This window comes from Pseudoalteromonas sp. SCQQ13 (assembly GCF_015864415.1).
GTDB lineage: Bacteria > Pseudomonadota > Gammaproteobacteria > Enterobacterales > Alteromonadaceae > Pseudoalteromonas > Pseudoalteromonas nigrifaciens.
The window spans coordinates 374,930-389,517 of sequence record NZ_JADYXG010000001.1 but is presented as its reverse complement, the minus strand read 5'-3'; the positions used below and the strand labels follow the sequence as shown (position 1 = coordinate 389,517).

The 14,588-nt window shown below is 41.2% G+C and carries 14 protein-coding genes; 7 read left to right on the top strand and 7 right to left on the bottom strand.

Features of this window, described 5'->3' with window-relative positions; genetic code table 11:
* The 3 genes from I6F41_RS01665 to I6F41_RS01655 all read left to right on the top strand — a co-directional run.
* Positions 1 to 833: HNH endonuclease (locus I6F41_RS01665; RefSeq protein WP_197107621.1), on the top strand; the 833-nt coding region annotated here is incomplete at its 5' end.
* Positions 833 to 1,300, top strand: a complete 468-nt coding sequence (locus I6F41_RS01660) for a methylated-DNA--[protein]-cysteine S-methyltransferase (protein ID WP_086994528.1) — start codon at positions 833 to 835, stop codon at positions 1,298 to 1,300. The genes I6F41_RS01665 and I6F41_RS01660, both read left to right, overlap by 1 nt.
* A gap of 91 nt (positions 1,301 to 1,391) precedes the next feature.
* Positions 1,392 to 1,976 (top strand): thymidine kinase, encoded by a 585-nt coding sequence (locus tag I6F41_RS01655; RefSeq protein WP_011329924.1) that lies wholly within the window; start codon positions 1,392 to 1,394, stop codon positions 1,974 to 1,976.
* On the opposite strand, the gene ltaE is transcribed toward I6F41_RS01655, so the two are convergent.
* The gene (ltaE, locus tag I6F41_RS01650) at positions 1,959 to 2,963 is read right to left on the bottom strand and encodes a low-specificity L-threonine aldolase (protein ID WP_197107619.1); all 1,005 of its coding nucleotides are present in this window, start codon (positions 2,961 to 2,963) and stop codon (positions 1,959 to 1,961) included. The genes I6F41_RS01655 and ltaE overlap by 18 nt on opposite strands.
* Before the next feature lie 22 nt (positions 2,964 to 2,985).
* Complete coding sequence (rlmF, locus tag I6F41_RS01645; RefSeq protein ID WP_041454980.1) at positions 2,986 to 3,918, bottom strand: 23S rRNA (adenine(1618)-N(6))-methyltransferase RlmF; 933 nt, start codon at positions 3,916 to 3,918, stop codon at positions 2,986 to 2,988.
* Between the two features lie 130 nt (positions 3,919 to 4,048).
* On the opposite strand from rlmF, the gene I6F41_RS01640 reads away from it, so the two are divergent.
* Positions 4,049 to 4,957 carry an alpha/beta fold hydrolase gene (locus I6F41_RS01640; protein ID WP_197107618.1) on the top strand — a complete coding sequence of 303 codons (909 nt, stop codon included), beginning with the start codon at positions 4,049 to 4,051 and terminating at the stop codon, positions 4,955 to 4,957.
* Here the strand turns inward: I6F41_RS01640 and I6F41_RS01635 are convergent.
* The 3 genes from I6F41_RS01635 to I6F41_RS01625 all read right to left on the bottom strand — a co-directional run bounded on the left by I6F41_RS01635 (position 4,926) and on the right by I6F41_RS01625 (position 9,539).
* Positions 4,926 to 6,368 carry a tetratricopeptide repeat-containing sulfotransferase family protein gene (locus I6F41_RS01635; protein WP_197107617.1) on the bottom strand — a complete coding sequence of 481 codons (1,443 nt, stop codon included), beginning with the start codon at positions 6,366 to 6,368 and terminating at the stop codon, positions 4,926 to 4,928. The genes I6F41_RS01640 and I6F41_RS01635 overlap by 32 nt on opposite strands.
* Before the next feature lie 100 nt (positions 6,369 to 6,468).
* On the bottom strand, positions 6,469 to 9,051 hold the full coding sequence (locus I6F41_RS01630; RefSeq protein ID WP_011329929.1) for a TonB-dependent receptor plug domain-containing protein: 2,583 nt from the start codon (positions 9,049 to 9,051) through the stop codon (positions 6,469 to 6,471).
* A gap of 326 nt (positions 9,052 to 9,377) precedes the next feature.
* Complete coding sequence (locus I6F41_RS01625) at positions 9,378 to 9,539, bottom strand: oxidoreductase-like domain-containing protein (RefSeq protein WP_080516836.1); 162 nt, start codon at positions 9,537 to 9,539, stop codon at positions 9,378 to 9,380.
* A 103-nt stretch (positions 9,540 to 9,642) separates the two neighbouring features.
* Between I6F41_RS01625 and I6F41_RS01620 the strand changes: the two genes are divergently transcribed.
* On the top strand, positions 9,643 to 10,065 hold the full coding sequence (locus I6F41_RS01620) for a hypothetical protein (protein ID WP_041454912.1): 423 nt from the start codon (positions 9,643 to 9,645) through the stop codon (positions 10,063 to 10,065).
* 83 nt (positions 10,066 to 10,148) lie between these two features.
* Complete coding sequence (locus tag I6F41_RS01615; protein ID WP_197107616.1) at positions 10,149 to 11,510, top strand: leucyl aminopeptidase family protein; 1,362 nt, start codon at positions 10,149 to 10,151, stop codon at positions 11,508 to 11,510.
* A gap of 24 nt (positions 11,511 to 11,534) precedes the next feature.
* On the opposite strand, the gene gloA2 is transcribed toward I6F41_RS01615, so the two are convergent.
* Together gloA2 and I6F41_RS01605 are read right to left on the bottom strand one after the other, a co-directional pair.
* Positions 11,535 to 11,921: an SMU1112c/YaeR family gloxylase I-like metalloprotein gene (gene gloA2 / locus I6F41_RS01610; protein ID WP_179807158.1), complete on the bottom strand. Its 387-nt coding sequence runs from the start codon at positions 11,919 to 11,921 to the stop codon at positions 11,535 to 11,537.
* An 87-nt stretch (positions 11,922 to 12,008) separates the two neighbouring features.
* Positions 12,009 to 13,088: a ketoacyl-ACP synthase III gene (locus I6F41_RS01605; RefSeq protein ID WP_011329933.1), complete on the bottom strand. Its 1,080-nt coding sequence runs from the start codon at positions 13,086 to 13,088 to the stop codon at positions 12,009 to 12,011.
* Between the two features lie 186 nt (positions 13,089 to 13,274).
* On the opposite strand from I6F41_RS01605, the gene I6F41_RS01600 reads away from it, so the two are divergent.
* The gene (locus I6F41_RS01600; RefSeq protein WP_011329934.1) at positions 13,275 to 14,582 is read left to right on the top strand and encodes a metal-dependent hydrolase family protein; all 1,308 of its coding nucleotides are present in this window, start codon (positions 13,275 to 13,277) and stop codon (positions 14,580 to 14,582) included.
* The last annotated feature ends 6 nt before the right edge of the window (positions 14,583 to 14,588 follow it).

Here is a 14,588-nt window from a genome sequence, read left to right as displayed (position 1 = left end):
CTATCTTACCAATTTCACATTGGAAGGTTGAAACTGCTAGCTTCGATATACACAAGATAACTAACCCAATTGTGACTAGTGCCGGCTACCAGCAAGGCGCACTGCTGGGCTACTACAACGTTAAAGCCTACGTATTGCAGCGTGACAATTATAAATGTCAAAGTGGACGTAAAACGAAGCACAACGCCAAGCTGCACGTACACCACAAAGTATTTCGTTCTCAGGGCGGCACTGATGCACCCAGTAACCTAATAGCGCTATGCGAGACGTGCCATAATGATTTACATGTAGGAAAGTTTGAGCTGAAAGTGAAGCGCTCAAAGACTAAACATGCGACTGAAATAGGTATACTCAAAGCCCAGCTAAAACAGTGCTGGGATTTTGAAGAAACGTTTGGCTACGTGACCAAATTTAAGCGCGAACAAGTATTGGGCTTGCCGAAAACTCATTACTATGATGCCGTGTCAATTTGTTGTGAAGATGGCGAGCTTGTACAACAAGGCAAACATATTTTACGTAAACGTCATGTGGCTTCTGGTGACTACCAACAGACAAAGGGTATCCGCTCCGAAAAGCGGATACCAGTCGGCAAGCTATTTGGCCTAAAAAAACACGACTTTGTACAAACACCACAAGGTACTGGTTTTGTTAAAGGCAAGCGTAGCTCAGGCTACTTTGCCCTAGAAACTATTTTAGGTGATAAGGTTCACGCCAGCGCTAACATTAAGAAAAACACGGTTCGGATTTCTGCTCGAACCACTACGTTAACTCAACTAATGGAGGCGGCAATTCCTCTCGGCACTAAAGTACCGAGTATCCTTGCCGTAAACTGATGATAATTCAAACCTTACTACCGAGTCCTATCGACGATATTATTATTCAAGGCAGCGAAAACGGCGTGAGCTATGTGGGTTTTTATCCTCCTAAAAATTACCCCATTACAGCGCTTAGCGAAGTGACTAATGCCGCTATTTTATGCGCCGCAGCGCAGCTTAATGAGTATTTTGCTAAGCAGCGCACTACCTTTACAGTACCTTTAGATACCCAAGGAACCGTGTTTCAACAAAGTGTATGGCAGGCATTACTTAACGTTCCCTATGGGGAACTTAAAACGTATGGCGATATTGCTAAGGTATTAAACAACCCCAAAGCGGTGCGCGCTGTTGGCGCTGCTAATGGCAAAAACCCAATAAGTATTATTGTACCGTGCCACCGTATTATTGGTGCAAACGCAAAATTAACAGGTTATGCGGGTGGACTTGCAAGAAAACAATGGTTATTGCAGCACGAAACCGGATGATCAGTTCTTAATGCATAAAATGCATAAACCAAATTGGTATTAACGTTCGTTTGAGGTAGCATAAGCGCACTTTTTATCTGAAGGCACAGCAATGGCGCAATTATACTTTTATTATTCTGCAATGAATGCGGGTAAATCAACCACTTTATTACAATCTGCATTTAATTACCAAGAGCGTGGTATGGAGCCGGTGATCCTCACAGCTGCAATTGATGATAGAGCGGGAGTAGGCAAGGTATCTTCGCGAATTGGGCTGCAAGCCGATGCGCATATTTTTGATGAAAACAAAGATGTGTTTGCGCTTATACAGTCACTAAATCAAGATAAAAAACGCCATTGTGTACTAGTTGACGAATGCCAGTTTTTATCTAAAGAGCAAGTGATGCAGTTAACCGATGTGGTTGATGAACTGGGTATTCCGGTACTATGTTATGGCCTACGTAACGACTTTAGAGGTGAGCTATTTACCGGGTCGCAGTATTTACTTGCTTGGGCTGATAAGCTAGTAGAGCTTAAAACTGTGTGTCATTGTGGCCGCAAAGCCAACCACGTATTGCGTACCGATGAAAATGGCGATGCAATAGCCGATGGTAACCAAGTAGAAATAGGCGGCAACAACCGGTATGAATCGGTGTGCCGCAAACATTATAAAGCCGCGTTAAATATGGGCCGCTAATGCCTTTATAAAGGTGTCTATATCTGCTTTAGTTATGTCTAAGTGAGTTACTAACCTAAGTTGCTTACTTGGACTAAACAGTATTCCTTGCGCTTTTAAATTAGCTGCTAGCTGCTGTATATTTATATTAGGCTCGCAGCTGGCATAAACCATGTTGGTGGTGTTTTTCATGTTAACGTTAAAGCCATTAAGTGTACTTAATTGCTGCGCTAGGTAGCGCGCATTAGCATGATCATCGCTTAAGCGTTTTACATTATGCTCAAGTGCGTATTGCCCTGCTGCTGCTAACATTCCTGCTTGGCGCATACCGCCGCCAAGTACTTTTCGCCAGCGTCTTGCCTTGCTAATCAGCGCTTTTGAACCTAGCAATAACGATCCAACTGGCGCACCTAACCCTTTAGATAAACAAATCGAAACAGAATCAAAGTGCTGAGTAATGGCAGTTATATCCACATTAAGATCGGCTGCTGCATTAAACACACGCGCACCATCTAGGTGTAGCGATAAGCTGTGCTGGTTTACAAACTTGCGCGCTGCAGCAAGATAGTCAAGAGCAAGTACTTTACCGCCTATGGTGTTTTCAAGGCTTAATAAGCGAGTGTTGGCAAAATGATTATCATCAGGCTTTATTGCCGCCGCTATTTTATTAAAGCAAAGTGTACCGTCTGCTTCGTTTTCAATTGGCTGGGGTTGTATTGAGCCTAAAACGGCTGCGCCGCCGCCTTCAAATTTATAGTTATGGGCACTTTGGCCGCAAATGTATTCGTCTCCGCGCTCACAATGTGCCATTAACGCCAATAAGTTAGCTTGAGTACCTGAGCTACAAAAAAGTGCCTCCGCAAATTCAAAGCGCTCACATGCATATGCTTCTAGTTGGTTAACACTTTCATCATCGCCATATACGTCATCGCCTACAGGGGCGTTATACATTATATCGCGCATAGCTTTAGAGGGTTTAGTTACCGTATCTGAGCGAAAATCTATCATAGGGTTAATCCTTACTATATTATTATTCGAGTTCTTCGCAAATTTGCTCACGTGTGGCTTTATCAAAATAACTCCAAGCAATAAAACGACTAACTTTTTGCCCTTGTGCCATATCAACTATTTTATATTGGGCTATAGGGTGTTGTTTTAATTCTTGCTCTAAAGCCGCAATATTATCTTTTTTCGACACCAAAGAGGTAAACCACATTACTTGCTCTGCAACGGCTGCACTTTCTTTAATCATATTAGAGATAAATTGCACTTCACCGCCTTCGCACCATAGCTCGTTATTTTGGCCACCAAAGTTAAGTGTGCTGCTAGGTGCTTTGCCAAGGTTTTTCCATTTACGTTCGCTACCTTTAACAGCGTCTTCGCTGCTGGCATGAAAAGGCGGGTTACACAGCGTTAAGTGGTACAGATCTTTACTGTTTATAACTCCTTTGAATATATTTGCGGCATTTTTTTGCTGTTTTAAGGTTATTTTTAAATTATTAAATTGCGCAATTTGTTTTGCTACTTTAATGGCTGCAGGGTCAATATCGGTGCCAGTAAAATGCCAGTTATATTCATGCCCACCTGTGAGCGGGTAAACTAAATTAGCGCCGGTGCCAATATCTAATACTTTAACTTGACGGCCAGTGGGAATTTGCGTTTGGTTATCGTCGGCTAATAAGTCGGCCAAATAATGAATATAGTCTACTCGTCCCGGAATAGGTGGGCATAAGTTATGCTGTGGAATATCCCAAAAATCTACATTGTAATGGGCTTTTAAAAGGGCTTGATTAAGGGTTTTTACCGCTTTGTTATCGCTAAAATCAATACTTTTTGTACCTGCAGGTGTTGTAATAATAAAAGCAGAAAGTGCAGGATGCTGCTCAGTTAATAGGTCAAGATCGTAGCCATTTAAATGTTGATTACGAGGGTGTAGTTTTGCGCGTGAGGTGCTTGCTTTCATGATGATTATTTTTACAACAGGAATAAAAGTTAATTGTAACAAATACCGAGATAAAAACGTGATAATTTTCCCTATGGCTACGAGGTTGTTACTGGTAGGATGAGCTGTTAGCAATTAAAAAGGACTCACTGTGGCAATCACTCAGCAATCAGTATTTATAACATTAGCCGATCAGCAAACACTGCATTTACGTCGTATTAGTAGCGATAAGCCAAATGGCGCAGTGGCGTTTTTTATGCATGGCGCGGTAGAAAACGGTAAAATATTTTATACCCATAGCAACAAAGGCTTAGCGCCTTTTTTAGCCGAGCAAGGGTTTGTGTGTTATGTGGCTGATTTACGTGGTCGTGGTGAAAGTAAACCGGTTATAGACAAGCATGCTCGTTATGGTCAAACCGAAGCTATTTTAGAAGATATTCCTGCATTTATAGATAAAATAGAGCAGTTAGAGGGGAAAAAACCAGATTATTGGCTGGCTCACTCTTGGGGTGGAGTGTTAATGAATAGCGCATTTGCACGATTCTCAAATTATATTAACGACGTAAAAGCCTGTGCTTACTTTGGCACTAAGCGCTCGTTATTTAATAATCACCCTAAAAAGTTACTTCAAGCTAATTTCATTTGGTATTTTATGGCGCCGTTAATGGCTAAAAAGCATGGGTACTTACCGGCTAAACGCTTAAAGTGGGGCAGTGACGATGAAACACAAAAGTCGCATTGGCAAAGTATGCAGTGGGCTAAAAAAACACCTTGGATAGACAGTGACGATAACTTTGATTACGCTAAAGCCGTTGCACAATTAACCTTGCCACCAACGCTGCATATTGCAGGCGCAAAAGATAAAGCCCTCGCACAACCAATAGATATTCAAAAGTTTATGGAAGAGTCGGGTCCTGGGGTACAAAAAATGCAAATTTATGGACGTCGTTATGGCCATAAAATAGATTACGACCATATTAATATGTTAACCCATCCGCATGCGCGCAATGAGCAGTTTAAAGATGTACTTAATTGGTTTGCGACTGCGCCAAAAGCTTAAGTAATGGCGTTTTGTAGCGTTGCCACTTATCAACATTGTGCAGATTAACCGGTTCACGTATAGCGTGTTTGCTGAGTGTGGTAACCGCGATTTTTTGTTTATAAAATGCCAAGCAATTTTCTTCAAACGAGCAACCTATAAACCTAAGTAGTGCAGTGAGTTGGCCTTTGGGGTCCGTTACTAATTGCTCATAACTTAGGTTATATATTTGCAGTGCCGGAAACGCCTGCCAATGCGCCATTAACTTTTCGTACAAGCTATGGTATTGCTTAAACTCGGTTAACGAGCAAAAGTAAGGCTCGTTTTCGGCAAAATAATTACTAAATACCGAAAATGCCGTGGCATTAAAATCGCGGCTTAAATTAATAAATTTTGCATTTGGAAATAGCATATAAATAAGCCCAATAGCTTGATAGTTGCTTGGCAGTTTATTAATAACAAAGGGGCGAGAAGGGCTTGCTGTTTTTAATTTTGCTATATAAAGGTCGCGGGCCTTATTAATTAACTCATGTGTTAAATGATCTAAACAGTGTGGATAGCTAAAACCGGTTTTTTGTTCTAAAAAAGCCATCACATTACTACTTATACTAATACTTTCACCCATGCTTGAGCACTGGCTATGATTTACCAACATTTGTTCAAGTAGGGTTGAGCCGCTGCGTGGCATGCCAATTATGAATAAGGGGGTAATGCCACCTTTTACACTTTTATTCGCTGAGCTTAAAAGGGCAGCTGTATTGTATTTTATTATGTCGTCGTAAAAAGCAGTAAGAACTTGGGTATCAAATTCGCTTAGTTTTCGTTGTAATTGGTTAGCTAATACAAAGTAGTTAAACGCCTGATCAATATCCTCTAGTTTGTCGTAACTTTTTGCCAAAGCGTAATAGCACACCATTTTAAGGCGTAAATTATTAGTTTGCGTTAGCAAGTGATGCAAGTTACTGAGGTAGTTATGTTCTTTGTCAAAACGCCCCAATTGTACCAACTCTAACAAAATATACGCTGTAACAGGGTAAACGCCTAAGCTCAGTGCATGCGAAAAAGTAGTATGGGCTTTATCTAGCTCACCATACGTTAAATAGTGCTGGGCTAAATAGTAATGTGGGTCGGGGTTATTACTGGCTAAGTTTTTTGCGTACTCAAGCACTTTTAGCGCATCATTTGGTGAATTTACATTATTAAATGCATCAGCAAGTGCGTGTAGAGGTTCAAGCATATAAGGCAGGCGTTCACAGGCTTTTTGTAATAAATATACAGCATCATCATTACGCTCTAGGCGCAGTGCAATTCGGCCTAAACCAAACAGGGCTTCGCCGTTATCAGCATCGGCTTTAAGTATTGTTTTGTAGTAAAACTCAGCATCTTTAAGTTTGTTTTCTGCCAGTAACTGATTCGCTTTTTTAAGTAGCATTGTAACTTTAACATTCCTGTTGATTCTGTCTTGACTATCTATACAGCGAAAAAGGCGAAATGTCTTTCACATTTCGCCTTTACCTTATGACCAATAAGGATTAAAAAGTATAAGTTGCTTTAACGTAATAATAACCACCGTTAATACCAAATGGTGATGTTTCGTAGTATTGACCACCCCAATTATTATTAGGGATAAAGTCGCTAGCGCCACTAAAATCAAGTTTTTCAGCTTCTTGGTCAAGTAAGTTTTGTGCACCTACAGAAAAGCTCATTGATTCGTTTAAAAAATAAGTAATTTCAGCATCTAAGGTAACCGCAGCATCTGCCATTTTAGCTGTTTCGTCATAATCTACATGCACACCTTGGTATTCACCAAAGTAGTTTACGCGGGTAAACGCAGAGAAGCTTTCCCATTGTTGTGCCCAGCTTAGAGTTGCACGATGATTAGGTAAGTCATTCTCAAGACGGCTTACTTTAAACGGCCCTGTAATAATGGTTGAGCGGGTAACTTCGGTTTCATTCCAGTTGTACGCTAAGCTAAATGTTGAGCTGCCATTAAGTAACTCAGTTGAATAGTTAGCCACTAAATCAACACCTTGTGTAGTGGTGTCAAAGTCATTAGTAAAAAAGCTTACCTGTGCTAGGTTTTGTACGTTAGGAATACCCGAGGCAGTAAGTTTGTCTTTGTCTGCTTGGCTAAGTTCAATTTTATCAGATTGGCTAATGCGCTCATCAACTTTAATATTGTAATAATCTACCGTTAAAAATAAATCGCCTAGCGTGTACACAGCGCCAAAAGTATAGCTTTGTGATTCTTCAGGCTCTAATTCTTGCCCGCCAAGTTGTATCGCAATTGGGTTAGTAGGTGGTAATAATGCAGAATCTACTAATACACCACTACTAAGGTTTGTTTGTACGTTACTCACATTAGCTTGGCCAACGGTTGGCGCTCTAAAGCCTGTGCTGATTGAACCACGAATGTTTAAATCTTCAGTTAAGTGATACTGAGCCATTAATTTGTAGTTAGTAGTTGTGCCAAAGGTATCGTAATCTTCAAAACGAACGGCTAAGCCCATTAAAAACTCTTCAGTAAAGGGCGCTTCTATATCAACATAAGCGGCGTAGTTACGACGGCTATATTCACCGGCATCAGAGGGTTTAAAACCCGGAAAGCCATTTGAGCCAATACCAAAACCTTGATCGGTAAGTGGCCCTGCAATAAACGAGGCTTCATCGCCAGAGATCACAGTAAAGGTTTCTTCATGCCATTCTAGGCCTGATGCTATGTTTACATCGTATGCTAGGCCAAAATCAAAACCTTTGGATAGATCAAAGTTAAAGTTTTTCTCTAATTGTTCGTATTTACCTGGGCTAAAGTCACGTGGGCTTTCTGGGCCTAAAGACGCATTAATCGTGTCGTAAATAAAGTAGCGAGATTCGTTATAACCAACCGTGCCACTTAAATCGTAATATACATCCTTTAAAAAGCCATCAGTAAACTGACCTTTAGTACCAATAGTGAGTGACGCATCGGTAATATTACCGCCAAAGTTTGGTGTAAAACCACCTGGCAGCATTTCATTAAATGCAAAACAATCTGGGTTATTTGCCACCCCATTAATATAATCTGGATTATCAAGCACATTATCATCAATGGCAATAGTTGGGCAGTTGCCACTCATATCACCGGTTAAATCGCCAACGAGTAAAGTATCGCCGCCATCGTTTGAATAAGCACCGGGGCGAGTGTGAGGGTTACGGTAATAAAAACCACCTCTTACATCGCGCTCAGAGTAGTTACCAAACATGTAAAATTCTGAATTATTGGTTAGCTCTAAACCTACATTACCAAAAATTGAAATGTCGTCGTTAACTTCTGGTGCGCCCCATACTTGGGTAATAGGTGCTATGTCGGGTACGCCTGCATCATTAAGTGCTTTAGCATCAAAGCGTTGTACTGAGCGGCTGGTTGCATCTGCGGTTTTATATTGAAAGCTTAAATTTGCAAAACCATTGTCGGTAAAAGGAAGGCCAATATTGCCCGAAACTTGAGTGGTGTCGCCATCACCTTCGTAATACTCGCCCTTACGCACTTCAAGAGAGCCACCTTCAGAGGCATCTTTTAATACAAAGTTTATAACCCCTGCAATAGCGTCAGAGCCATATTGTGCAGCAGCACCGTCACGCAGTACTTCTACTTGCTTAAGGGCAATACTTGGAATAACCGAAATATCGGCACCTTGAGCACCATCGTTAATACCACCACCTAAAAAGGCGATAACAGAAGCGCGATGGCGGCGTTTACCATTTAATAAAATAAGTGTGCTGTCTGATGGTAAACCCCTAAGGTTAGCTGGGCGCACTAATGACGCTGCATCACTAATTGGCATAGAGTGTACGTTTAATGAAGGTATAGCGCCCTTTAATAGCTCTAGCATGTCGGTGTTACCTGACTTGCTTAGCTCTTCACCACCAATAATATCAATAGGAACCGGTGAGTCACCAATAGAGCGAGGTGCTGAGCGTGTACCAACAACAGCAATTTTTTCTAGATTTTTATTAACTTTGGTTGTTGTTTGCGCGTCGGCTGCAATAGCAGAGCCAGATATAAATAATCCGGCTGTAGTGGTGGCTAAGGCAAATTTAACTGCCTGGTTTAGCACATTACTTTTTAATTTCATTCTAAATATCCCCAGTTAGAATAGTTTTGTCAATCATGTTTGTGTAACACGAGTTATTTTTGTAGCGGACTAGTCACATTTCATGGGGAGTAAGGTAATACTTGCTGACTCCTTAAAGCTTAATAAATTAAGCCCACTTCCTGTGAGTCCAGCTTATAGACTATAGAGAAAAAACAAGTAGAGCAATTAATAATTAACTATTATTTAACAACAAGGGTGTTTTGTATGAAATTGCAACAATACAGTGTGTGCTGCTTGTAATGCGCAGTTTGATTAAGGAAACGGTTAAATTAAGGGGAGTTTGAATGAGGGTTTAAGTGTTTTTGTTACTTTATTGTTATTGCGTGTTGCTCATTTTCACGCTTCCAAATAGCGAGCTGCTGTTTATATTCATCCCATACGCATGGGCAACAACTTCCACCACCACAGCACTCGTCCGGCTTAGGTTTTTCTGGTTTTGCGACTGCAGGTAGTATATTTAATTGCATATTAAGATTTTTTAAATACTAAAAAGGCTGTAAATAATAAAGTATTGACCTTGGCATGTAAATTATTCTTTGTGAACTTGAATCCCTGTGTGAGAATACGCCAATGCGATTATATAAAGTCATACACCGCGCACCATGGCGGGTTGTTAAAATTAGTTCCAAGCGCCAGCAATTGCGTTTTCGTCGTGCTATGGTTGCGCTTAAAATTGCGCTTGCGCAAGAAAGACAAGAAACAAAAGAAATGCTTTCTATTTATAAACGCTACACACAAGGGCAAACAAATAAAGCCGAATTAAAGCGTGCAAACGAGCAATTTGTAGATATTTTAAAGGGTTTGGGTTTAGGGGTATTTGCCATATTACCGTTTGCGCCTTTAACTATTCCCTTGGTGGTTAAACTGGGCCGCTTAGTTGGCGTTGATGTTTTGCCTAGCTCCTTCAATATGAATCGTTCAGTTAAAGAGCTTGATCGTGAAATAGCTCAAGAAAATCAAAAACAAGACCCACAAAACTCATTAAAAAAGTAATCTATAATTGGCAAAATTAGCGATACCTTTTGCGTCTCCTTATTGTTATGCTTAGTGACCATTTATATTTTGTGAGTCATTTAATGAGTGCATTACTTCGTCATACTTCTTCTGGAATTCCTTTATCTTTTATCCTTAAAAACGAATTAACCGATTGGCTTACGCAGCAACCTACATTTGTACAAAACTGGTTAGCAAATAGTGGTTTTGAAAAGCAAGGGCTAGCATTAGTACCAAACCCTGAAACGGGTGAGCTTAACCATGTTTATTGCATAATACGCAGCAGTGATGACTTTTGGGCTGCAGGCGACTTAGCCACCAAGTTACCGGTAGGTTGTTATCAAATTCAAGGTGAAAAACACCTAATAGAGCAGCTTGCTTTAGGCTTTGTATTGGGTGGTTATGAATTTAGTGAGTACAAAGAAAAAGTCACCGCAAAAGCGCAGTTAGGTATTGCTGACAAAACACTTTACGAGCAAATAAAACAACAAGCCGACGCAATTGGTTTAGCCCGCGATTTAGTTAATACCCCGGCTGCCGATATGATGCCGCAACATTTAGCACAAGTCATGAGTGATTTAGCCGACACCTTTGATGGAGACTTTACTCAGTGGATTGGAGATGAGCTGTTAGAGCAAAACTACCCAACAATTCATATGGTTGGTCGTGCGAGTGAAAATAAGCCGCGTTTACTCGACTTAAAATGGGGCGCAAAAGACGCACCATTAATTACTTTGGTTGGTAAAGGTGTATGTTTTGACTCAGGCGGGCTTGACTTAAAACCGAGTGCCGGTATGCGTAACATGAAAAAAGACATGGGCGGCGCAGCGCATGTTATTGCGCTTGCTCAGCTTATAATGGCTGCTAATTTACCAATTAGATTACGCGTGTTAGTACCTGCGGTTGAAAACGCGGTTTCGCGTAACGCATTTCGCCCTGGCGATGTAGTAAAAACCCGTAAAGGCATTATGGTTGAAATTGACAATACCGATGCCGAAGGACGTTTAGTATTATGTGACGCGCTTAGCGAAGCCCAAAACGACGAGCCTGAGCTTATCATTGACTTTGCTACCTTAACAGGTGCGTGTCGAGTTGCTTTGGGCACTGAACTACCAGGGTTTTTCTGTACTGAGCGTACTATTGCTAATAGTATTATGGACGCAGGGTTGAGTGTAAGCGATCCGGTATGGCAACTGCCGTTATTTGATCAATATAAGTCATTTTTAAACAGTGATGTTGCCGATATGGCAAACTGTGCAAGCACCCCATTTGGCGGTGCAATTACCGCTGCACTGTATTTAAAAGAATTTATTGAGCCAACTACGCCTTGGGTACATTTTGATGTAATGGCATGGAACTTACGTGCTCTACCAGGTCGCCCAGTAGGCGGAGAAGCGTTAGGTATTCGTGCTGTATTTAATTACCTGCAAAACCGTTTTAACTAATAATCGAGTATTTAGTATGAGGTGTTAAACCTCATACAACTCAAGCGGTAAATTATCTGGATCGGCAAAAAAAGTAAACTTTTTGCCGGTTATTTCATCTTCTCTTATGTCCTCTACACTAACCCCTTGCGACTCTAAATACGCTTTAGCCACGTGCACATCACTTACTTTAAATGCCAAATGCCTTAACCCTTGTGCTTCAGGGTAACTTGGGCGCTCTGGTGCGCCAGCAAACGAAAATAACTCAATTTGACTGCCATCAGGTAAAGCTAAGTCTAATTTATAAGAATTTCGTGCGGCCCTAAAGTGCTCATTAATAATTTTAAGCTTTAATATTTTGCTATAAAAATGCTTAGCGCGAGGGTAGTCGCTGCAAATAATAGCGGCATGATGAATGCCAAGTAGTTTCATAACGCGCTCTCTAAATTGTGTAATTAAATACAAACACTAAAAACAAAAAACGCACAATTAAGTGCGTTTCAATAAGTAGCTGCCTATTTAGGTTGGCTCTGCTTCTTTACATGCTTTTACCGCTGGAGCAACTAACTCTAAGCCGGTTTTATCGCAAGGAGGAAGTTGTGCATCACTTACACTAATAGGTGTTACACGCTCGCCCCATTTAATATAACTAGCAGCCCACGTAAGGCCAGCGCCAAAGGCTGCCGACATAATATTTGAGTGTGGTTTAATTAAACCTTGCTCCACCGCCTCGCAAAGTGCAATGGCAATTGTCGCTGCCGATGTATTACCGTACTGGCCAATATTAACCATTACTTTTTCATCGGGCACTTTTAAACGGTGCTGAATGGCCTGAATAATACGTAAGTTAGCTTGATGCGGCACTAATACGTTTATATCGTCTAGGCTTAAATTTGCTTGGGCTAGTACGTCGTCGCATGCTTCACTCATGCCTTTTACAGCGCGCTTAAATATTTCACGGCCTTCGAATAGTAAATTAGATGGGCCAATCGGCTCATATTTATTTAAGTCACTACCAAAGTTTTCGATATGTAAAATATCACGATCTGTACTGTCACAACCGGTTTTAGTTGCAAGTAAACCTGCAGGTGTATCGGCAGCTTCAAGTACTACGGCACCTGCGCCATCGCCAAATAATACCGCACTGTCACGGCGCGACCAGTTTACATACCAAGTCATGCGCTCAGCAGCAATAACCACAGCTTTTTTAATCATACCGGCTTGTATTTGTGCTGTTGCTGCTTGTAGAGCATATAAAAACCCTGAACAAGCTGCGTTAGTGTCCATAGCGGCAGCGCCCACAGCGCCAATATTCTTTTGCACTAACGACGCAGTATTTGCCACCATAGTTGATGGCGTACAGGTGGCTAAAATAACTAAATCAATATCTTTAGCGTCAATACCGGCACAAGCAATCGCATGCTTAGCCGCAACAGTAGCAAGCTCTGCAGTACTTACATGGCTAACTCTGCGAGATTTAATACCTGTTCGTGATGTTATCCACTCGTCTGTGGTATCCACTATTTTGCTAATTTCGTCGTTACTAATGCTTGCTGGTGGAATGCATTTACCCCAACCAGTGATGTGTGCGTAAGGCATAGTGTGTTCTCTTAAAAAGTGGTCTGACATGTATTACTAATGAATAAGTTATACCAAAAAATGGCTTTTAACACTAGTAAATACCCAAGGAGATAAAAAATGATAGCTTATTAAAAGGGTTTTTGTAGCGTAAATGTAGCAATTTATAGTTAATTGGGTTAAAGGTAGAGCTTAAAAGGAGCAAGTATGAAAACTACACTAATAACTACATTTACTGCAATCACTTTAGCGTTAACAACAAATATGGCATTAGCACAACAACATAAAATTATTTATGCAGGCAGTGTAATGCTAGGCACAGAGCAAACGGTTAAAACTGAGCAAACACTGGTAATAGCCGATGATAAAATTTCAGCAATTAAAAGCGGCTATGTAAGTAAAGATGCACTGGGTTTGCCCGGCGCGCAAGTAATAGACCTTAAAAATCACTTTGTAATGCCTGGGCTAATAGACATGCACGTGCATGTTACTTTTGAGCGCGATGCCAATGTTAGCAGGCATCGCTGGACTACCGAATACGAAGCAGATAACGCGCTGCGTTCAATTAAATATTTACAGCGTACTTTAAATGCAGGCTTTACCTCAGTGCGAGACTTAGGCAGTAACTATCAGGTTATTTTTCCGCTAAAGCGCGCCATTGAGCGTAATGATATTAATGGTCCGCGCATTTTTGCCGCAGGCAATACAGTATCGCCCACTGGTGGGCACGCCGATTTACATGGCTATCGTAAAGATATAAGTGACGGTGTTGGTGCATCATTAGGTATTTGTAACGGCGCAGACGATTGCCGCAGAGCCACGCGCGAAGTGATTAAAAGTGGTGCCGATGTTATAAAAATTACCGCCACCGGTGGCGTATTAAGTAATACCGCCGCAGGCGTTAATCAACAATTAAGCGACGCAGAGCTTAGTGCAATTGTAGATACCGCGCATCATTTAGGACGTAAAGTAGCCGCTCATGCACATGGCACGCAAGGCATAAAAGCCGCGCTTAAAGCGGGTGTAAACTCAATAGAGCATGGCTCGTATTTAGATAAAGAGGCTATAGCACTGTTTAAAAAAACCGGAGCCTACTTAGTACCTACTTTGCTGGCTGGTGCCACAGTGAGCGAAGAAGCTATCAGTAATCCAAACATGCCAATAGCTATTGCAGATAAAGTGCGCGAAGTAACACCTAAAATGCAGGCATCGTTTAAATTAGCGCTAAAAAATGAGGTAAATATTGCCTTTGGCACTGACTCAGGCGTATCGCGCCATGGCCTTAATGCTAACGAGTTTAGCTTACTGGTAAGTAATGGTATGAGTGAAGCACAGGCAATTAAATCGGCAACCGTGAGTGCAGCTAAACTGCTTGGTCAAGATACTCAATTAGGCGATTTGAGTGTGGGTAAACAAGCCGACATTATTAGTGTTAATGCCTCGCCGCTAAAAAATATTGCAGAGCTTAAAAATGTGCAGTTTGTAATGAAAGCAGGGAAAATTTATAAGCAATAGCCACAC

Excerpts from the sequence above, each read along its gene's own strand:
- I6F41_RS01660 (WP_086994528.1), top strand. The coding sequence starts at position 833 with ATGATAATTCAAACCTTACTACCGAGTCCTATCGACGATATTATTATT.
- I6F41_RS01655 (WP_011329924.1), top strand. The coding sequence starts at position 1,392 with ATGGCGCAATTATACTTTTATTATTCTGCAATGAATGCGGGTAAATCA.
- ltaE (WP_197107619.1), bottom strand. The coding sequence starts at position 2,963 with ATGATAGATTTTCGCTCAGATACGGTAACTAAACCCTCTAAAGCTATG.
- rlmF (WP_041454980.1), bottom strand. The coding sequence starts at position 3,918 with ATGAAAGCAAGCACCTCACGCGCAAAACTACACCCTCGTAATCAACAT.
- I6F41_RS01635 (WP_197107617.1), bottom strand. The coding sequence starts at position 6,368 with ATGCTACTTAAAAAAGCGAATCAGTTACTGGCAGAAAACAAACTTAAA.
- I6F41_RS01630 (WP_011329929.1), bottom strand. The coding sequence starts at position 9,051 with ATGAAATTAAAAAGTAATGTGCTAAACCAGGCAGTTAAATTTGCCTTA.
- I6F41_RS01625 (WP_080516836.1), bottom strand. The coding sequence starts at position 9,539 with ATGCAATTAAATATACTACCTGCAGTCGCAAAACCAGAAAAACCTAAG.
- I6F41_RS01620 (WP_041454912.1), top strand. The coding sequence starts at position 9,643 with ATGCGATTATATAAAGTCATACACCGCGCACCATGGCGGGTTGTTAAA.
- I6F41_RS01615 (WP_197107616.1), top strand. The coding sequence starts at position 10,149 with ATGAGTGCATTACTTCGTCATACTTCTTCTGGAATTCCTTTATCTTTT.
- gloA2 (WP_179807158.1), bottom strand. The coding sequence starts at position 11,921 with ATGAAACTACTTGGCATTCATCATGCCGCTATTATTTGCAGCGACTAC.
- I6F41_RS01605 (WP_011329933.1), bottom strand. The coding sequence starts at position 13,088 with ATGCCTTACGCACACATCACTGGTTGGGGTAAATGCATTCCACCAGCA.
- I6F41_RS01600 (WP_011329934.1), top strand. The coding sequence starts at position 13,275 with ATGAAAACTACACTAATAACTACATTTACTGCAATCACTTTAGCGTTA.